This window comes from Congregibacter sp., from assembly GCF_965660375.1.
Taxonomy (GTDB): Bacteria; Pseudomonadota; Gammaproteobacteria; order Pseudomonadales; family Halieaceae; genus Congregibacter.
On the sequence record NZ_CBFHZO010000095.1, the window covers coordinates 12,804 to 30,520 of the forward strand.

The window sequence follows — 17,717 nt, forward strand, 5'->3', positions numbered from 1 at the left end:
GCTATTGCATCACGGACGCAGTGCCTTCAAGCAACCAGCACCTTGCGGATTTTTTTCATGGCGGCCTGCTCAAGCTGACGAATCCGCTCCGCGGACACGTCGTATTCTGCGGCCAGCTCATGCAAGGTGGCTTTATCGTCGGTGAGCCAACGCTGGGCAAGAATATTGCGGCTGCGCTCATCCAGCTCGGCAATAGCTGCGTGAAGCTGGGCCTGGCTATCCGCCTGCCACTCACTGTTCTCGACATCAGTGGCCGGATCTACGGACTGATCCTCAAGATAGTACTGCGGTGCCTGCCAGCCTTCTTCGTCGTCAGCCCCTAGCGGCGCGTCGAAGGCAAGGTCGTGGCTGCTCAGTCGTCCTTCCATGCGATGCACTTCCTGCACATCCACACCAAGATCGTCGGCAACGGCTTTTGCCTCATCAGCGCTCAACCAGGCCAGACTTTTCTTGGCGCCACGAAGATTGAAGAACAATTTGCGCTGGGCCTTGGTCGTGGCGATCTTCACGATGCGCCAGTTACGCAGAATGTATTCGTGTATTTCAGCCTTGATCCAGTGCACCGCAAAGGACACCAGACGCACGCCCTTGGTGGGGTCAAAGCGTTTCACCGCCTTCATGAGGCCCACGTTACCCTCCTGAATCAGATCCGCTTCCGCCAGACCGTAACCGCGGTAACTGCGGGCTATGTGTGCCACAAAGCGCAGGTGAGACATGACCAACTCGCGGGCAGCCTGCACGTCACCGTCGTAAAACAACTTTTCGGCAAGCTCATGCTCCCGATCAGCGCTGAGTACAGGTACTTTGGCCACGGCCTGCACATAGGCAGCGAGGTTTGCACCGGGTACCATCTGATCAACGGCCAGCATTTGCTTACCGGACGCTGCGGTATCGCCCAGGTCATCATTGCCGAGGTAGCTATCGAAATCACCTGCGGCACCTGCTGTCATCGTTGTTGTCATCGCATTAGTCATCGCATTAGTCATCGCATTAGTCATCGCGTTGGTCATAGCTGTTGTCACGGTTTACTCCATAACGGGGGCACGGATTCTAGCACTCTAGAGATTAGACTGCTAAACCCGGAAAAGTTCCCTTTTTCCTACGTCTTATACGATTTTGTTATATCTGCGGATCAGGAGATTAGCGGGGCTCTATGGCTGTGAGATGCCGGGCTACGGCCAGCCATGCACCCCCCAGCCCAAGGAAGGCGCCGACCAGCACCAGCTGCAGGCTATCCACGATACCAAGGCCCCGAAGTACAAAGGCACTCTGGTAAGCGGCCGACAGCGCATTCACCGGCGACGCGAGAACAAAGGTCCCCGCGGCGACCAGTAACGCGGCCACCACGCCTCCGCCCAGACCAAACCACAGTCCCGTGTAAAGAAGGGGACGTCGCACGAAGGCGTCGCTGCCACCCACAAGCTTCACAATCACTATCTCGTCCCGCCGACTCTCGATGGCCAGGCGAATGGTGTTGCCCAGTACCAGCACCACCGCGGCGAGGAGGAGCAGCGCCAGTAACTGTACGGCCCTGCGCCCCAGGGTCATGAGCGACTGAAGGCGCTGTAGCCAGAGCGTATCCAGCAATGCCTCCTCCACCGCTGGCAGGCCCTCAAGCTCCCCACGCAAATCACCGAGCGCCTCCGGCGCTGCGGGCCGGGGGATGACAAGGAGAAGATGAGGTAGCGGATTTTCGGGCAACCCCTGAGCCAGCTCCCCCATACCCGAACGCTCCACGAACTCCGCCAGCGCCGCGTCGCGGTGAACAAATTCGGTGCTTTGGATGTCATCGCGTAGTGCCAGATCCAGCGCCAGCCGGGAAGCGTCATTGGCCTGCACGTCGCCCTTGAGAAACAGCGACAGCTGCGCCGGTCGCTCCAGATGATCGCCCAGCTGCGATACGTTGTCCAATACCACCCACAGACCACTGGGAAGGGCGATGGCGATCCCGATCACCAGCCAGGTCATGCAACTGGACAGCGGCTGTTGCAGGACCTTTGCCAGGCTTTCCGCCGCGGACTGACTGTGATGGCGGCGCCAGCCGCGCCAACGCTCCGCCCAGCGAATCCTCCGGGGCCGGGCATTACCCGCGGCTCCTGCCGTTTTGCGGCTTCTAAGGGCCATCGATGGCAACCCCCGGCGACACCAGCCGTCCGTCTTTCAGGGTCAGAATACGGTGGCGCAAGCGGGATATGAGCGCAAGATCGTGACTCGCGATGAGTACCGTCACGCCCACCTGACTGAAGTCCACAAAGAGCTGCATGATTTCCGCGGACAGCTGAGGGTCGAGATTACCCGTGGGCTCGTCGGCGAGAAGAATGGAGGGACGCCCTACCACCGCACGGGCGATTCCCACGCGCTGCTGTTCACCGCCGGAGAGGCTCATGGGCATGGCCTGCACACGATCCAGCAGACCCACCTTATCCAGAGCAGCGTTAACCCGCCGATCAATATCTCGATATTCAAACCCCGCGATCTGTAGAGGCAGCGCCACATTATCGTAGACCGGCCTGTCCATCAGCAGCTTGTGGTTTTGAAACACCACACCTATGGATTGCCGATGCCGGGGTATGTTGCGCCGGCTGAATTTGGACAGGTCGGCGCCGCCCACCACAACACGGCCGCGGCTGGGCCGTTCCATAAGCATGATGAGACGCAGCAGGGTACTTTTGCCCGCACCGGAGTGACCGGTGAGAAACACCAGCTCTTCGGGGTCTATGGAAAAACTGACTTCGCGCAGCGCATCATGGCTGTTATCGTAGCGTTTGCTGACGCGCTCGAAGCTGATCATGGTTTTGTCATAGCTTTTCTATTTCGGCTTTGTCACAACATCGGTCAATCGCGATCAAACAACGCCTGAATAAACTCCTCGGCAACAAAAGGCCGAAGATCCTGGGCTGACTCACCGACGCCGATAAACCGAATGGGGAGTCCCAGACGCCGCGCGATGGCGAAAATCACGCCACCCTTCGCCGTGCCGTCCAGCTTGGTCAGCGTCAGCCCGGTAACACCCACCGCCTCACGAAACTGTGCGGCCTGGGCCAGGGCGTTTTGTCCTGTTCCCGCGTCGAGCACCAGCATCACCTCATGGGGAGCCTCGGGGTTGAGCTTGCCCATCACCCGCACCACTTTGCTGAGCTCATCCATAAGATGACTTTTATTGGACAGGCGACCGGCGGTGTCGGCGATGAGCACATCCACGCCCCGGGCCGTCGCCGCCTGTAAGGCATCGTAAATCACCGAGGCACTGTCGGCGCCGGTATGCTGGGCTATCACCGGCACATCGTGGCGCTCGCCCCAGTGCTGAAGCTGCTCCACGGCAGCGGCCCGGAAGGTGTCCCCTGCGGCCAGCATCACAGAACGACCCTCGTCCTGAAAGCGCCGGGCCAGCTTACCGATGGTCGTGGTTTTACCCACACCGTTTACGCCTACCATCAAGATCACGAAAGGCGCCCCCGCGCCCATAGCCATGCTTTTTTCGCAAGGAAGCAGGATGCTCTGCAGCTCCCCGCGCAGCGCCTGCATCAGGGCTTCCGGGTCAGAGAGCTCCTTGCGCGATACCCGGTCCGTAAGATGCTCAATAATCTCACTGGTCGCCTCGATACCCACATCAGCGATGAGGAGCTGAGATTCCAGTTCCTCCAGCAATTGCGCATCGATGGTTTTGCGGCCCAGAAACAGATTGCCAAAGCCCGCGGCAAGACTGTCGCTGGTGCGGCCCAGTCCCCGCTTGAGGCGCCCAAAAAACCCGGGGCCTGAGCTATTGTCGGTGTCCTTGGATAACTCGTCTGCAGTAACCACCGGCTCTATCGATGGGGCGTCGGACGCCTCCGGTTTATCCCCTTCAGGCTTGGATTTAAAAAACTTCATTGATAGGAACGTCTGGCTCGGGCGTGTGTGGTTATCGGATGTCTATCGTATCATCGCGAGGATTCATGCTGCGATGGGACAGGCATTTTGGGAGCAACAAAAAGTACGGGGAAGCTGCGGATTATTGCCGGCGAGTGGCGCGGGCGAAAACTCCCCGTGGCCGACCTTCCGGGCCTGCGACCTTCCACCGACCGCAGTCGCGAAACCCTGTTTAACTGGCTCGCACCCGAGATCGCGGGCGCGCGCTGTCTTGATCTATTTGCTGGCACCGGAGCCCTGGGGCTCGAAGCGCTATCCCGGGGAGCCGCCTATTGCCAGTTTGTGGAGCAGCAATCGCAGGCTGCAAGGCTTCTTGATGACGCCTTGAAGTTATTCGGAGCCAGCAACCGGGGCAGGGTATGGCAGGGCGACGCCCGGCAGTTTCTCAACGGCGCAGACACCGGGAACTATGACCTGGTGTTTCTGGATCCACCATTTGCCAGTGACCTACTGCAGCTGGCTCTGGATGAACTGGAAGACAGCGCTTTGCTGGCAGCGGACACCCTCGTCTATGTGGAGTACGCTCCCGATCATGCCCCTTCGATACCCGTTCATTGGGAGCAACAGCGAAGCAAAAAGAGCGGCGGCGTTGTTTACGCGCTGCTTCGTGCGGCGCAGCAGGGAACAAGGGGTTGATTGAGGGGGCGAAGTCGATTGTTTAGTATCCCCTCTCCTGGGACAGCGGAAACCTACTGTGGACAATCGAACTATTATTTACCCCGGGACTTTCGATCCCATCACCATCGGCCATGTGGATCTGGTGGAACGGGCGTCAAAGCTGTTCGACCGGGTGGTGGTTGCCATCGCTTTCAGCGAAAAAAAAACGCCCCTTTTCAGTCTCGATGAACGTGTTGATTTATGCAGCGAGGCGCTTGCGGGCATCGATGGCGTGGAGGTGAAGGGCTTCAGTAACCTGCTTACCGATTTTGTCATCAGCGAAAACGCCCGCTGTGTCTTGCGCGGTCTCCGTGCGGTTGCTGATTTTGAATACGAATTTCAGCTGGCGAACATGAATCGCGCGCTATATCCGGAATTCGAGAGTATTTTCCTGACCCCCAGCGAGCACCTGTCTTACATCTCATCGTCGCTGGTGCGAGAGATTGCGGCCCTCAAGGGGAACATTACTCCCTTCGTGCCGGAAAACGTAAGCAATGCTCTGGAGTGGAAGTTTCCGCACTAGGGTTTATTGCCAGAAGCAAAAGGCTCCTGCTGGCGGCTCGAGGCGCTGCGACCAGCCGCGCCCAGCGTGGAGCAATCGGCTTACTGCTGCGCCATTGCCGCCTGCTCTGCCTCTTCGGCCTTGCGTTGCCGCCGTCGTTCCGCATCCTTATAGCTGTAGCCGGACACACGGCATCCAAGGCAGCGCACGAAGGTTTCTTTCGCAGGTCCCAGAACCAGGTTCTCCGCCGACTCCGATACCGAACCTGCCATCGCGGTAAATGGCAGGGAAACCACAAACGCTGCACCACCCACCGCGGTCATCACCAGCCCAATGGGTCGCGCGACGACGAGATCGCCAGCCATGGCAAAGGCATTCGGTTTTTCATCGATGGAGCTCTGGGCAAATCCCGATGGCGCCAACATAAGCGCAACGAGGACAAGACCTATCTGACGTTTTACTTGCGATATATGAGCTAACACGTTGTTTCCTCCGCAATAGGGACTAGCTGAGCCCACTGCAAGTGTACCCAGATCAACGCTGACAGGCTATGCAATAAACACTGGCACGCTGATCGATCACCTTATCCCGAAGGACGCCACCACAGCCCTTGCAGGCCTCGCCGGAGCGACCGTAAACGAATAGCTGCTGAGCAAAGTACCCCGGCTTACCATCCCCACCTACAAAGTCGCGGAGGGTAGTTCCGCCTTTATCTATGGCGTTAGTTAGTACTTGCTTTATGTGATCTGATAAACGTTCATAGCGGGCCAGGGATACGCGCTGTGCAGCGCGGTCTGGACGGATTCCCGCAAAATAAAGTGCCTCGCTGGCGTAAATATTACCGACACCCACCACCGTGGCTCCATCCATGATGAATGGCTTTACAGCAACTTTTCGCCCTCTGGAGAGCTCAAACAGCCGCCTGCCGTCAAAAGCCTCAGAGAGAGGTTCAGGCCCAAGACGGGCCAGGGGGGTGAACTCTGTCCCGGACTCAAACCACTGAAAACTGCCAAAGCGGCGGGGGTCGTTGTAGCGCAGCACCGCGCCGCTATCGAGCTCAATATCAATGTGATCATGCTTGGCGGCAGGCTGGGGGCTCAGCAGCACCCGCAGGGAACCGGACATACCGAGATGCACCAACAAAGTCCCCTGTTCCAGACGGAACAGAAGGTATTTGGCGCGACGCTCGAGTTTCTGAATCCGCTGCCCCCGAAGTATCGCCGGGAGCTGCGCCGGTACCGGCCACCGCAGGCGCGTATCCCGAAGCACCAGGTCGGTAACCCGGCGTCCCTCGCAGTGAGGGAGGAGACCACGCCGGGTTGTTTCAACTTCGGGTAATTCCGGCATTGACTGAGCGACCTCCCAAAGAACTATCGATAAAAATCATACTGTAGATACAAAAAACCCCGGCAGATGCCAGGGTTTTGGAGTCGCGCTGCAATGATGCACACGCACAGGGCAAAACGCTTACTTGATTTTGCCTTCTTTATACATGACGTGCTTGCGCGCCACGGGATCGTACTTTTTCATTTCCAGCTTGTCCGGGGTGGTGCGCTTGTTCTTGTCCGTGGTGTAGAAATGCCCGGTACCTGCGCTGGAGTTCATGCGAACTTTTTCTCTCATGATGCTGCCTCTCTAAACTGTTTCAGTGAGCCGCGTGGCGAACTCAGACTTTTTCGCCGCGCGCGCGGAGTTCACCCAGCACGGTATCGATACCTTTTTTGTCGATAATGCGCATGCCCTTGCTCGAGACGCGCAAACGCACAAAGCGCTTTTCTGACTCAACCCAGAAACGATGCTGATGCAGATTGGGAAGAAACCGACGGCGGGTACGGTTCTTTGCGTGAGATACATTGTTACCGGTGACCGGACGCTTACCGGTGACCTGACAGACTCTGGCCATGATTTCCTCGCTGGACCCGAGCCGAAACAAACCGCAGATTGGTCGTTTACTCAGGCAAAAGCTCTAGTTTTCAATAAGTTACGCGATTTGGAGCAATTAGACGACGGCTCCCCAATCCGCGGAGCGCGACTTTATACCAGAAGCACCCCCATCGGGCAAGCGAAAACCTCATAACAACCCACACTCCGCAAAGGAGTAACAACTGCCTCGACCGATGATGAAATGATCCAGGACGCGAACATCCACCAGAGCGAGGGCGTCGCGCAGACGTCGGGTGATGTGGCGATCGGCGCTTGAGGGGTGAGTGAGTCCCGACGGGTGATTATGCGCCAGGACCACGGCGGCGGCCCTGTGGTGAAGGGCCCGAAGCACCACCTCCCGGGGGTAGACAGCAGCGCCGTCGAGAGTGCCCGAAAACACATCCTCACAGCACAGAAGGCGATGCTGGGAATCAAGAAACAGACAACAGAACACCTCCCGGCTGCGAACGCCCAGGTGGTGCTGCAAAAATAGACGAATGTTCTCGGGGCTGGTCATTACATCCCGCCGGGTGAGGGGCTGTCGGGCGCAGCGTCCGGCAAGCTCCACCGCTGCGAGCAAACGCGATACCGATGCCGGGCCCAATCCCCGCTCCTCCAGCAGCACCCGCCGGTCCGCAGCAAAAAGCCCGGCGAGCCCGTCGGCACGCTGCAATAGTGTTGCCGCATAACGTGTCGGACATGTGCCACCGCCCGCCCGATGGAGGAGTAAGGCCAGCAACTCGGCATCGGACAAAGCCTGCGCACCCCGACCCAGCAGTTTTTCCCGGGGTGATTCTCCACAGGGCGCTTTACAATCAGACATAACCCACCCCTCCCTGGGCGCTCCCGGCTATCGGGTCCTGGCTAATGGCTACTATTTATTTACCACCACCTTTTGCAGCCTGTGTGCAATCCGTGTCATCCACAGGCGCAAATGGTATCTTTTGAATTGCTGCATTTTCCCAAGGTACCCAGGCAAATGGGACATCTAAACAATCGCAGGGTGCTTCTGGCAGTATGTGGTGGCATCGCCGCGTATAAATCAGCAGAACTCTTGCGCAAACTGCAGGATGAAGGAGCCGAGGTTCGGGTAATCATGACTCGCGGCGCCCAGGAGTTCATTACTCCCCTGACACTGCAGGCGCTCTCGGGCCATAGCGTGCATCACAGTCTTCTCGACGAGGAGGCAGAGCGCGGCATGGGACATATCGAACTCGCCCGCTGGGCGGACCTGATGATTATTGCGCCGGCCACAGCCGACGCTATGGCACGTCTAGCCGCCGGTCGTGCCGACGATTTGCTTACCTCAGTAGCGCTGGCGACCGCCGCACCCCTGCTGGTAGCCCCCGCCATGAATCAGCAAATGTGGAAAGACCCGGCGACACAAAGCAACCGGGGAACACTCGCAGAGCGGGGGATGCATTTTGCAGGGCCCGGTAGTGGTGACCAGGCCTGCGGTGACGTGGGGCCCGGGCGCCTGCTGGATCCGGCATTGATTGCCGAGCATGCAGGCTCACTGTTTGAAAGCGGCGTTTTGGCAGGGCAGCGGGTAGTGATCACCGCCGGCCCCACACGGGAGCCGCTGGACCCCGTCCGCTATATCTCGAATCACTCTTCGGGGAAAATGGGCTACGCCCTTGCCCGCGCCGCTGTGGATGCGGGTGCCAGCGTTGATCTCATATCGGGACCGGTGGCGCTACCGGCTCCGGAGCGCGTGCAACTCCACCGCGTAGGCACCGCACAGGAGATGCTGGACGCGAGCCTGAGCCTTCTGGACAGCTGCGACATATTTATTGGCTGTGCTGCTGTGGCTGACTATCGACCCGCTACGGCGGCGGAACAGAAGATTAAGAAGTCCGACGACGAGGTAGCGTTACAGCTGGTAAAAAACCCCGATGTCCTCGCCAGCGTGGCCGGCCACTCACCCAAACCTTTCAGCGTTGGCTTTGCCGCAGAAACAGAAAAACTGCGGGAACACGCACTGGGCAAGCTGGAACGAAAAAGCCTGGATATGATCGTGGCTAATGATGTGAGCGACAGCAGTATCGGCTTTAACAGCGAAAACAATGCGGCTTTACTGCTGTGGCGAGATCACGACGGTGTCAGTGAGCGCGAGGTGGAGCAGTGCTCCAAGGACGTCCTGGCAGCCGTGGTAATAGCGCAGATCGCCACGCTCAAAGGATAAGCTCGCTTTGGCTTCCCCAGGAGGAGATTCCCAGTGGACCTGGGAAAGACTATGATGGGTTTATCAATAATGCGCCCCGCGCAGCTGACGCTAGGAACGGCTAGACTATGCTGAAACTCCCCGGGAAGAAAAACCCGAAGCCGGGCAAACCCACAAAAGCCACGTCGGACGAACAGCGAAATACCCAGGGCGTCAGCGCCCGCGGGAATACGCTGAGAAGCGCGCTGCTCCTCGGGTTTTCGATAATTCTGGTGCCGCTTCTCTTTGCCACCGCGTACCTGGCATTGCTTCACACCCCTCTGGAAAAAGCCGCGCTCATAGAGCGCGTGGCTGATAACTACGCATCGCAGCAAGCGCGCTATATCGGCGACAGTGTCGCAGCCCTGCGGTCACGGGTTGAATCAGCCGTGCGCTCACCCCTGGCACTGCAAGCCATCGCGGAACAAAATCCCGCGGATATCCGCCTTGTGGAACAGGCTATGCTGGATTACTTTCCCCAGGCGGTGAGCCTCCGCCTGCTCCCCCTCAGCGACATGGGAACGGCCGATCTTGCCGGCGGCTTTGAAGGACTTCGCAATCATATCGAGGTCGATCTGGTGCGAAGGGTAAGCAACAACGAACCCGCAGAACCCGAGGCCTACCAGTTTGAAGGGCAGTGGCTTGTGTCCTTGGCGCAGGTCGCAACACATCCGCGCATGACATCACGACGCGCCGTGGTGCTGCTCACGCTGGATGCCAGCACCTTTGAAGCCATGCTGACGCACCCCGAGGGCATGGTGGGCGAATTTGTTCTGGAGCAACGGGTCTACAGCGAAGGCGCGGACCGGAATATACGTATCGCCAGCCAGGGCTCAGGGTCCGATGTTACCGCGAGTAAAGCGGAGGTTAAGGAGACACCCTGGCGGATTATTTTTGTGCCATCGTCTGCGCTGGTGGCCGATCTCAGCAGCCACGTCAGCCCGCCCTACGGGGTTCTGGGTATACTGATGCTATGTTGTGTTGTTGGTTTTGTCTTCGCGCTGCAACGCAGCAGTAAAGCCCTGGATGCTGAATTGGAGCGCATCATCGATGGTGCCGAGCATCGCACGCCTATGGATGTGCACATTCCTCAGCTGGTGCCCCTGGCAAAAGATCTACGCAAGCTCACACTCCGCCGGGCGCGCATGGGGAACACCAGCAATATCGTGCCCGCGGTAGATACCCACGGCGCAGCATCTACCAATACCGCCATGACCTCGGTGGACGGACCGGCTACCCAGGGACTATCGCCGCATATATTCCGGGCCTACGATATCCGCGGCGTTGCGGACACGGACCTTGACGACGAAACGGTATACCGCATCGGTGGCGCCATCGCGACCATAGCCGGAGAGCTCGGAGAGCAGACCCTGTGCGTGGGATACGATGGCAGGGCGAGCAGCAGCCGTATAAAAGGGGTCATCGAAAGAGCTATTTTGCAGGCCGGGCGGGACGTTATCGATATCGGTCTGGTGCCCACGCCGCTGCTGTATTTTGCGACATCATTGCTGGATGCCAAATCCGGAGTGATGATTACAGGTAGCCATAACCCTGCCGAGTACAACGGCATGAAGATTGTTCTCAAAGGGCAGACCATTGCCGAAGGCACCATCGAAAAGATTCGCAACCTCGCCCAGACCGGGCGTTTCAGCAAAGGTACGGGACGCGCCATTCAGCGCGACGTGGTCAGCGAGTATCTGGATGAAGTGGTCAGTGATATTGCTATCGCGGTGCCCCTCAAAATTGTTGTGGATGCAGGCAACGGCGCTACAGGGCACATCGCACCGGCACTGCTGGAGGAACTGGGCTGCGAGGTGATTCCGCTATTTTGCGACGTGGACGGGCGCTTTCCCAACCGCTCACCGGACACCGGCAACGAGGACAATCTGACCGCGCTGGTTCGCGAGGTGCTGTCCAACGCAGCGGACTTTGGGGTGGCCTACGACGGAGACGGTGATCGCGTAGTCGTGGTCACCGGCGGCGGCCAGATCATTCGCAGCGACACCCTGATGATGATATTTGCCCGCGACGTGTTAACCCGCAATCCGGGAGCAGACGTGGTTTTCGACGTGAAGTGCAGCCGCAACCTGGCGCAGTTAATTACCGGCCTCGGCGGTCGACCGGTGCTATGGAAGACCGGACATGCGCTCATGAAAGAGAAAATGATGGAAACCGGCGCTCTCCTTGGGGGCGAATTTTCCGGGCATATTTTCTTTGGCGAACGTTGGTATGGCTTCGACGATGGCATGTATGCCACAGGGCGGCTGGCAGAAATTCTTTCGTCCCAGGACCAGAGCATCGATGACTTCATAGCGGACCTGCCCATCGCCGTGAGCACGCCGGAAATTATCATTCCGGTCCCCGATGACGAAAAGTTTGCGCTTATGCAAAAGTTCATTGAGTCCGCGCGCTTCGCTGATGGAAAACCTAATAATCTGGACGGACTCCGCGTCGACTTTCAGGATGGCTGGGGTTTGCTCCGCGCTTCCAATACCGGACCGGCGCTCACCGCGCGCTTTGAAGCAGGCGATGAAGCGGGTCTTGAGAAAATCCGCGGGCTGTTCCGAGAACAGCTAGCCGCGGTAGCACCGGACCTGAACATTCCGTTCTAGAAGCATTATTTGGACGCTCCAGCGCTCCCCAGTAAGGAAACAACATGTCGCTGACACCGGACTCCGCCATGAACACCGCGCGTGTTCTCACCGAAGCCCTTCCCTATATCCAACGTTTCACCGGTCGCACCATTGTGGTGAAGTTCGGTGGCAATGCCATGGTCGATCCCGCGCTCCAGGAGAGCTTTGCCCGGGATATCGTGCTTATGAAGCTTGTAGGGATGAACCCGGTGGTAGTGCACGGCGGCGGGCCACAGATAGGTGAATTGCTGAAGAAACTCAGTATCGAAAGCGAGTTTATTGAGGGCATGCGCGTGACCGACGCTCAGACCATGGACGTGGTGGAGATGGTCCTCGGCGGCAGCGTTAACAAAGAGATTGTCTCTTCTATCAGTCGAAACGGCGGCAAGGCCATCGGCGTATCGGGTAAGGACGGTCGCCTCATCCGCGCCCAGCGCATGCACGTTACCCGCCAGACACCGGGAATGGATGCCGCGGAGATCATCGATATTGGTCAGGTGGGCGAGGTAAGCCAAATTGACCGGGAGATTCTCGACGTCATTCTGGACAGCAACTTTATCCCTGTCATCGCTCCCGTAGGCTCCGACGACGAGGGCAATACCTACAACATCAACGCAGACCTGGTAGCGGGTAAAATCGCCCAGGTCATGCAGGCAGAAAAACTCATGCTGCTGACGAACGTTGAAGGTCTCCTTGATGCAAACGGAGCCGTGCTTACCGGCCTGTCTACGGCGAAGGTAGACGAGCTCATCGCCGACGGCACAGTGCACGGCGGAATGCTGCCCAAAATCGGCTGTGCCCTGGACGCGGTAAAGTCCGGCGTAGCGTCGGCGCACATCGTGGACGGCCGGGTGCCCCATGCTGTGCTGCTGGAGATTTTCACTGACGAAGGAATGGGCACGAAAATCACACCCCGCGGCGAAGATTAGCGCTCCCGTCCTCCCAGTTTTACCCGGGCGTATTGCCCCCATGGTGGGCAGTCGCTAGGATGCTGTTTCCAGCCTTCCTACGAGTTTCCCATGCCGAGAAATGTCCAGCGCCGTCAGCAGATCCTCGAGGCCTTGGCACAGATGCTCGAAGACAACCCCGGTGACCGCATAACCACAGCCCGACTCGCCGCAAGGGTCGGTGTTTCCGAAGCCGCGCTGTACCGCCACTTCCCCAGCAAAGCCAAAATGTTTGAAGAGCTGATTCAGTTCATCGAAGACACGCTGTTCCAGCGCATTGCACTGATTCTTCAGGAGGAAGGCGAGGCCGTTGCCCGCTGCAATCACATTCTTTATCTACTGATTACCTTTGCGGAACGCAATCCAGGAATCAGCCGCCTGTTGACCGGTGAAGCCCTCACTGGTGAAACCGAACGTCTTCGCCATCGTGTAAACCAGGTTCTGGACCGGGTAGAAACCCAAATTCGCCAGGTACTGCGTGAAGCCGAGCTACGGGAAGCGCTACGGCCCATGCTGCCGCTGCCCGAAGCGGCAAATCTGCTGTTCTCCTGTGCTGAGGGGCGTATCTCCCAGTTTGTACGGAGTGAGTTCAAACGCAGCCCCAGCGAGGGCTGGGACCAGCAGTACAGCTTCCTCATGGGACATTTCTTCCGCGAGGTGCCTTCCGGCGGCAGTGGGACCGGAACGGCCGCAGTGGAGGAAGAAGTAAAAGCGGGAAGCGGCACAGCGTACGCCGGCGAGTCTTCTGCTGTTGATGCAGCGTCATCCGACGGTGAGGATGCGACGTCCTCCGGAAGAGAAAGCGCCGGCGGCGGTTTTTCCTAGGGTAGGTTTTTCAAGGTCAGTCCCAGCGAAAGTTTTAAGCGGAGATTACCCTTAACCTATGTTTAGCCTATGTTTAGCCTGTGTTTATACGGGGTGTTGAGCCGGCATCAGTTCTCAGCGGACATCGTTTTTCGCATCTCAACAATATCCAGGAGCTTGCTGAAACGCTCCACGTCCTTCTGATAATCAGCCTCGACGGAGGCGATCTCGTCCTGACGGTCGGCAACCGCCCGCTCCGTCGATCCAATCTCCGCCTGCAGATCATCGATGGCAGCGAGGTGCTCTACATTCACGACGTTACCCTGACGCTCCTGATCCGCCGCCAGAGCCTGGTAGTTCTCAACCTGCTGCTTTAAGGAGCGCAGTTTTCCTTTGAGAATGCTCACGCGGATACGCAGATCTCTGAGCTCTCGGTCCCGGGCTGCCTCAATGTCTTCGATGGTGCTGTAACGCAGGAGCAGTGATTCGTCCCAGCGACGCATACGCTCGGCTTCTTCAGCCGCTTCACGCGCGCTCCGCGCCTCGCTGTCCAGGCCTTCGCGCTCGCCCTCATTCAAAGTTCGGGGCACAACGGCCACCAGCGCACCGCTGGGGCTGAGAATATCGTAGCCGTTAGCCACAAACTCCGGTGGTACCTGATAGGCAACCACGGCGTGGCCTTCCGCGTTGGTGTAGCGGTACATCTGACGCTCTTGCGCTGCCACGCTACGGGCAAACAAGGTAACGACGAGCAACAACCCCACTGCGGCACCGGTACTTTGAATCGGCTTCATTTAGCTAATATATGCCGGCAGGACAGGCACCACAAGTCAGACCCCGTAGCGCTCCCGGTAGCTTCGCAACGCTTCCAGCGCGCCGTCGGGGACATCCATGGCGTCCGGACCCGTGTCCTGCAGGTACACAATAAGATCCTCCATGGCGATAATGTTGAATACCGGTACTCCCCAGCGCTGCTCAATCTCCTGAATCGCAGAAAAGTCCCCCTTACCGCGCTCCTGCCGATTAAGACCAATTACCACCCCAGCAAGTGCCGCGCCGGCAACGTTGATCATATCGATGACCTCAGCCACAGCGGTCCCTGCGGTAATAACATCATCAATCACCAGCACCCGGCCTTGAAGTTCGGCGCCTACCAGAACACCCCCTTCTCCGTGGTTTTTGGCTTCCTTGCGGTTATAGGCAAAGGGCACATCGCGACCGTGATGATCGGCAAGGGCCACTGCCGTAGTCGTTGCCAGCGGTATGCCTTTATAGGCAGGGCCCAGAAGCACATCGAATTCGACGCCGGAATCCACAATGCACTGGGCGTAGAAACGTCCCAGAGCGGCAAGAGCGGCACCGCTGTCAAAGGCGCCGGCATTGAAGAAATAGGGGCTTTTACGCCCCGATTTCAGGGTGAACTCGCCAAACCGGAGGACATCGCAACGTCGTGCAAGGTCAATAAACTCGCGTTGGTAAGCTTGCATAATAAGTCTGATTCCAGGGAAGAAAGTGAGAGGAAAGTTGATCTGACAGTGTATTCTGTCATCTGGCCTTTCGGTATCATAGCGCCTCGCAATATCAGAGGTTTGCAATGAGAATCATAAGCTTCAGCGCAGACGGGCTGCGTGAAGCCGCAGAACGGGGGTTTTACGACTGGCTGTCCCGCCAGGACGCCGACTTCATCTGTATTCAGGATATCCGCTGTTCTGAATACGATTTACAGGATGACGTCTTTTTCCCAAGCGACTACAACGCCTACTTTTTTGACGACGTTAACGGCAAGGATAACGGCGTCGCTATCTATTGCCGCACCCTCCCCAAAGCCATCATGACCGGTCTGGGGTTCGCAGATTTTGATATGCAGGGCCGCTATATTCAGGCGGATTACGGCGACCTGTCCATCGGCTGCCTTCTGGCACCTGTTGCCAACGATGGTGTTATTGAAGAGCAAACAAACAAAAACGAGTTTTTCTCGCTCCTTGGCGCCCATTTGGAAAAAGTCCGCAATAAGCGTCGCAAATTCGTTATCTGCGGAAACTGGCGTATGGCCCACAGAGCCGCCGATATGCAGAACAGCGCAGAAAACAGCAATCGCTCCGGGTTCCTCCCCGAAGAGCGCCAGTGGATGGATACCCTCCTGGAGAACGGTTACAGAGATGCATTCCGCCAGGTAAGCACCGACAGTGACGCCTTCAGCTATTGGCCCGACGAACGGGGCGAGGACGGATGGCGTATCGATTTGCAAATCATCTCAGAGGATCTGCAGTACAGCGTGGAACACGCGGCGATCTATACCGGTGAAATCTTTTCCCGTCATGCGCCGGTCATTATTGATTACGACATCGACCTGTAAATCAGGATAACGCCCCGCTGGCACGGCGGGGCATTTCAGATCCGCTAGGGGTTCTTTATAAAACCGCCGCAGGCGCTCTATAACACCGCCGCAGGCGCTCTGTAAACCCGGCCAAGGCGCTTAACCCACCGCCAGCGCCGCTCGCTGGCAATCGATGAGCGTGGCAATGCCACCGCTCGCCAGATCGAGCATCTTATCCAGATCGGTGCGGGAGAAAGGCGCGGCTTCCGCGGTGCCCTGCACTTCGATGAATTCTCCGCCCTCGGCCATGACCACGTTCAGGTCCGTATCGGCCTTGGAGTCCTCGGGATAATCCAGGTCCAATACCGCTTCCCCCTGGTACACACCCACGGACACCGATGCAACAAAATGGCGAAGGGGGTCGGTGCGGATTTTCTTATCCCGCTGGAGACCGTTAATGGCATCCACCAAAGCCACAAAGGCGCCGGTGATCGACGCGGTGCGGGTACCGCCATCAGCTTGAATCACATCACAGTCGAGGGTGATTGTGTGCTCGCCAAGCTTTGACAAATCCACCGCGGCACGGAGAGACCGCCCGATAAGTCGCTGAATCTCCTGGGTGCGACCACCCTGTTTGCCTCGCGCAGCTTCGCGCCCCATGCGCGAGCCGGTGGAGCGGGGCAGCATGCCGTACTCCGCAGTAATCCACCCGGAGTTTTTACCGCGCAAAAATCGCGGGACGCTGTCTTCAACGCTAGCGGTGCAGATGACGCGGGTATTACCAAAGCTCACCAACACCGAACCCTCGGCATGGCAGGTAAATTGGCGCTCGATACTGATGTCGCGCAGTTGGTCGGGGGCCCGGCCACTGGGTCTTGGCATTGCGAAGATTCCTTGTTTTTGGGAAAGGTCGCAGTATACGCTGACGCGACGAATGCTGAGACCCCAAGGACCGAAATGACACTGCATAGCATGACCGCTTTCGCCAGAGAGGCCGAAACATCGCCCATCACCCTGATTGTAGAACTGCGCAGCGTCAACCACCGCTACCTCGATTGTCATTTCAAGCTGCCGGACAGTCTTCGGGCCCTGGAAACCCGCCTCCGTGACACCATCGCCAAGACCATCAGGCGAGGCAAGGTTGATTGCCAGATAAGAGTCGTGGACAGCGAAAGCAAAGATACCCTGGAGATCAACGAGGATCGCCTTGCAACGGTTCTGGCAGCGCTGGACAAGGTCGGCAAACTGTCGGACTCCATCGCTCCTACGGATGCCCTGGCACTGTTGCAGTTCCCCGGTGTTTGCAACGCCGAGCGCGTTGAGGAATCGGCGATACAGAGCACGGCGTGGTCGCGCTTTGAAGCCGCCCTTGCCAACCTTCAGGAAAGCCGCGCCCGGGAAGGTCAGCAGCTGGAAGCCTTCCTGCGGCGCCGCCTCGACGCTATCGAAAAAGAAGTCGCCGCCCTTCGCGAGGCGCTGCCGGCGCTGCGAGCGCGCCAGGAAGAGAGGCTCCGGCGTCGCTTGGAGGAACTTGAGCAGCCCTTGGATGAGGGTCGGATCGAGCAGGAACTGGTAATGCTTCTGCAAAAAGCCGACGTGGACGAGGAACTGGATCGTCTGGAGGCTCACATCGAAGAAACCAAGCGTATTCTCGATAAGGGGGGCCCCTGTGGCCGGCGCCTGGACTTCCTTATGCAGGAACTCAACCGCGAGGCCAACACGCTGTCTTCCAAGGCAACCACAAGCAGCACCACCCAGAGCGCCGTGGAGCTGAAAGTGCTCATCGAACAAATGCGTGAGCAGGTACAAAACATCGAATAAT

At 58.2% G+C, this 17,717-nt stretch carries 20 protein-coding genes; 8 read left to right on the top strand and 12 right to left on the bottom strand.

Going from position 1 to position 17,717, the window contains the following annotated elements:
• Window positions 1–26: 26 nt before the first annotated feature.
• The 4 genes from rpoH to ftsY form a co-directional block, all read right to left on the bottom strand.
• Window positions 27–869, bottom strand: a complete 843-nt coding sequence (rpoH, locus tag ACTG3T_RS09005) for an RNA polymerase sigma factor RpoH (protein WP_439101962.1) — start codon at window positions 867–869, stop codon at window positions 27–29.
• Between the two features lie 271 nt (window positions 870–1,140).
• Window positions 1,141–2,124, bottom strand: a complete 984-nt coding sequence (gene ftsX, locus ACTG3T_RS09010; RefSeq protein ID WP_439101935.1) for a permease-like cell division protein FtsX — start codon at window positions 2,122–2,124, stop codon at window positions 1,141–1,143.
• Window positions 2,114–2,791: a cell division ATP-binding protein FtsE gene (gene ftsE, locus ACTG3T_RS09015; protein ID WP_439101936.1), complete on the bottom strand. Its 678-nt coding sequence runs from the start codon at window positions 2,789–2,791 to the stop codon at window positions 2,114–2,116. The genes ftsX and ftsE overlap by 11 nt, the downstream gene beginning before the upstream one ends.
• 44 nt (window positions 2,792–2,835) lie before the next feature.
• Window positions 2,836–3,870: a signal recognition particle-docking protein FtsY gene (gene ftsY / locus ACTG3T_RS09020; protein ID WP_439101937.1), complete on the bottom strand. Its 1,035-nt coding sequence runs from the start codon at window positions 3,868–3,870 to the stop codon at window positions 2,836–2,838.
• Between the two features lie 87 nt (window positions 3,871–3,957).
• On the opposite strand from ftsY, the gene rsmD reads away from it, so the two are divergent.
• Window positions 3,958–4,545 carry a 16S rRNA (guanine(966)-N(2))-methyltransferase RsmD gene (gene rsmD, locus ACTG3T_RS09025; RefSeq protein ID WP_439101938.1) on the top strand — a complete coding sequence of 196 codons (588 nt, stop codon included), beginning with the start codon at window positions 3,958–3,960 and terminating at the stop codon, window positions 4,543–4,545.
• A gap of 58 nt (window positions 4,546–4,603) precedes the next feature.
• A complete protein-coding gene (coaD, locus tag ACTG3T_RS09030; protein ID WP_439101939.1) occupies window positions 4,604–5,089 on the top strand; it encodes a pantetheine-phosphate adenylyltransferase in 486 nt (161 codons plus the stop codon).
• Window positions 5,090–5,169: 80 nt separating this feature from the next.
• On the opposite strand, the gene ACTG3T_RS09035 is transcribed toward coaD, so the two are convergent.
• From ACTG3T_RS09035 to radC, 5 genes are all read right to left on the bottom strand, one after another.
• Complete coding sequence (locus tag ACTG3T_RS09035) at window positions 5,170–5,550, bottom strand: hypothetical protein (RefSeq protein ID WP_439101940.1); 381 nt, start codon at window positions 5,548–5,550, stop codon at window positions 5,170–5,172.
• A 52-nt stretch (window positions 5,551–5,602) separates the two neighbouring features.
• Window positions 5,603–6,415 carry a bifunctional DNA-formamidopyrimidine glycosylase/DNA-(apurinic or apyrimidinic site) lyase gene (gene mutM / locus ACTG3T_RS09040; RefSeq protein ID WP_439101941.1) on the bottom strand — a complete coding sequence of 271 codons (813 nt, stop codon included), beginning with the start codon at window positions 6,413–6,415 and terminating at the stop codon, window positions 5,603–5,605.
• A gap of 120 nt (window positions 6,416–6,535) precedes the next feature.
• Window positions 6,536–6,691: a 50S ribosomal protein L33 gene (rpmG, locus tag ACTG3T_RS09045; protein ID WP_008293439.1), complete on the bottom strand. Its 156-nt coding sequence runs from the start codon at window positions 6,689–6,691 to the stop codon at window positions 6,536–6,538.
• A gap of 43 nt (window positions 6,692–6,734) precedes the next feature.
• Window positions 6,735–6,971, bottom strand: coding sequence for a 50S ribosomal protein L28 (gene rpmB / locus ACTG3T_RS09050; protein ID WP_008293438.1), 237 nt, complete (start codon window positions 6,969–6,971; stop codon window positions 6,735–6,737).
• Between the two features lie 168 nt (window positions 6,972–7,139).
• Window positions 7,140–7,814, bottom strand: coding sequence for a RadC family protein (gene radC / locus ACTG3T_RS09055; protein ID WP_439101942.1), 675 nt, complete (start codon window positions 7,812–7,814; stop codon window positions 7,140–7,142).
• Window positions 7,815–7,970: 156 nt separating this feature from the next.
• Between radC and coaBC the strand changes: the two genes are divergently transcribed.
• The 4 genes from coaBC to slmA all read left to right on the top strand — a co-directional run bounded on the left by coaBC (window position 7,971) and on the right by slmA (window position 13,599).
• Window positions 7,971–9,176, top strand: coding sequence for a bifunctional phosphopantothenoylcysteine decarboxylase/phosphopantothenate--cysteine ligase CoaBC (gene coaBC / locus ACTG3T_RS09060; RefSeq protein WP_439101943.1), 1,206 nt, complete (start codon window positions 7,971–7,973; stop codon window positions 9,174–9,176).
• A gap of 107 nt (window positions 9,177–9,283) precedes the next feature.
• Complete coding sequence (locus tag ACTG3T_RS09065) at window positions 9,284–11,806, top strand: phosphomannomutase/phosphoglucomutase (protein WP_439101944.1); 2,523 nt, start codon at window positions 9,284–9,286, stop codon at window positions 11,804–11,806.
• A 44-nt stretch (window positions 11,807–11,850) separates the two neighbouring features.
• The gene (argB, locus tag ACTG3T_RS09070) at window positions 11,851–12,756 is read left to right on the top strand and encodes an acetylglutamate kinase (protein WP_439101945.1); all 906 of its coding nucleotides are present in this window, start codon (window positions 11,851–11,853) and stop codon (window positions 12,754–12,756) included.
• Window positions 12,757–12,846: 90 nt separating this feature from the next.
• On the top strand, window positions 12,847–13,599 hold the full coding sequence (slmA, locus tag ACTG3T_RS09075; protein ID WP_439101946.1) for a nucleoid occlusion factor SlmA: 753 nt from the start codon (window positions 12,847–12,849) through the stop codon (window positions 13,597–13,599).
• A 107-nt stretch (window positions 13,600–13,706) separates the two neighbouring features.
• Here slmA and ACTG3T_RS09080 read toward each other — a convergent pair whose 3' ends face one another.
• On the bottom strand, window positions 13,707–14,372 hold the full coding sequence (locus tag ACTG3T_RS09080; RefSeq protein ID WP_439101947.1) for a hypothetical protein: 666 nt from the start codon (window positions 14,370–14,372) through the stop codon (window positions 13,707–13,709).
• 36 nt (window positions 14,373–14,408) lie between these two features.
• A complete protein-coding gene (pyrE, locus tag ACTG3T_RS09085; protein WP_439101948.1) occupies window positions 14,409–15,065 on the bottom strand; it encodes an orotate phosphoribosyltransferase in 657 nt (218 codons plus the stop codon).
• 107 nt (window positions 15,066–15,172) lie between these two features.
• Between pyrE and ACTG3T_RS09090 the strand changes: the two genes are divergently transcribed.
• Entirely contained in the window at window positions 15,173–15,934 is a 762-nt protein-coding gene (locus tag ACTG3T_RS09090; RefSeq protein ID WP_439101949.1) for an exodeoxyribonuclease III, read from the top strand.
• A 120-nt stretch (window positions 15,935–16,054) separates the two neighbouring features.
• Here the strand turns inward: ACTG3T_RS09090 and rph are convergent, their stop codons facing one another.
• Window positions 16,055–16,777, bottom strand: coding sequence for a ribonuclease PH (gene rph / locus ACTG3T_RS09095; RefSeq protein WP_439101950.1), 723 nt, complete (start codon window positions 16,775–16,777; stop codon window positions 16,055–16,057).
• Between the two features lie 75 nt (window positions 16,778–16,852).
• On the opposite strand from rph, the gene ACTG3T_RS09100 reads away from it, so the two are divergent.
• Window positions 16,853–17,716 (top strand): YicC/YloC family endoribonuclease, encoded by an 864-nt coding sequence (locus ACTG3T_RS09100; protein WP_439101951.1) that lies wholly within the window; start codon window positions 16,853–16,855, stop codon window positions 17,714–17,716.
• Window position 17,717: the final 1 nt, after the last annotated feature.

What these genes read in the sequence shown, in the direction of transcription:
- ftsE (WP_439101936.1), bottom strand. Translation starts at nt 2,791, where the DNA reads ATGATCAGCTTCGAGCGCGTCAGCAAACGCTACGATAACAGCCATGAT.
- pyrE (WP_439101948.1), bottom strand. Translation starts at nt 15,065, where the DNA reads ATGCAAGCTTACCAACGCGAGTTTATTGACCTTGCACGACGTTGCGAT.
- radC (WP_439101942.1), bottom strand. Translation starts at nt 7,814, where the DNA reads ATGTCTGATTGTAAAGCGCCCTGTGGAGAATCACCCCGGGAAAAACTG.
- mutM (WP_439101941.1), bottom strand. Translation starts at nt 6,415, where the DNA reads ATGCCGGAATTACCCGAAGTTGAAACAACCCGGCGTGGTCTCCTCCCT.
- rph (WP_439101950.1), bottom strand. Translation starts at nt 16,777, where the DNA reads ATGCCAAGACCCAGTGGCCGGGCCCCCGACCAACTGCGCGACATCAGT.
- coaBC (WP_439101943.1), top strand. Translation starts at nt 7,971, where the DNA reads ATGGGACATCTAAACAATCGCAGGGTGCTTCTGGCAGTATGTGGTGGC.
- slmA (WP_439101946.1), top strand. Translation starts at nt 12,847, where the DNA reads ATGCCGAGAAATGTCCAGCGCCGTCAGCAGATCCTCGAGGCCTTGGCA.
- ACTG3T_RS09100 (WP_439101951.1), top strand. Translation starts at nt 16,853, where the DNA reads ATGACACTGCATAGCATGACCGCTTTCGCCAGAGAGGCCGAAACATCG.
- rpmB (WP_008293438.1), bottom strand. Translation starts at nt 6,971, where the DNA reads ATGGCCAGAGTCTGTCAGGTCACCGGTAAGCGTCCGGTCACCGGTAAC.
- ACTG3T_RS09080 (WP_439101947.1), bottom strand. Translation starts at nt 14,372, where the DNA reads ATGAAGCCGATTCAAAGTACCGGTGCCGCAGTGGGGTTGTTGCTCGTC.
- ftsX (WP_439101935.1), bottom strand. Translation starts at nt 2,124, where the DNA reads ATGGCCCTTAGAAGCCGCAAAACGGCAGGAGCCGCGGGTAATGCCCGG.
- rpoH (WP_439101962.1), bottom strand. Translation starts at nt 869, where the DNA reads ATGCTGGCCGTTGATCAGATGGTACCCGGTGCAAACCTCGCTGCCTAT.
- ACTG3T_RS09090 (WP_439101949.1), top strand. Translation starts at nt 15,173, where the DNA reads ATGAGAATCATAAGCTTCAGCGCAGACGGGCTGCGTGAAGCCGCAGAA.
- rpmG (WP_008293439.1), bottom strand. Translation starts at nt 6,691, where the DNA reads ATGAGAGAAAAAGTTCGCATGAACTCCAGCGCAGGTACCGGGCATTTC.
- argB (WP_439101945.1), top strand. Translation starts at nt 11,851, where the DNA reads ATGTCGCTGACACCGGACTCCGCCATGAACACCGCGCGTGTTCTCACC.
- ftsY (WP_439101937.1), bottom strand. Translation starts at nt 3,870, where the DNA reads ATGAAGTTTTTTAAATCCAAGCCTGAAGGGGATAAACCGGAGGCGTCC.
- ACTG3T_RS09065 (WP_439101944.1), top strand. Translation starts at nt 9,284, where the DNA reads ATGCTGAAACTCCCCGGGAAGAAAAACCCGAAGCCGGGCAAACCCACA.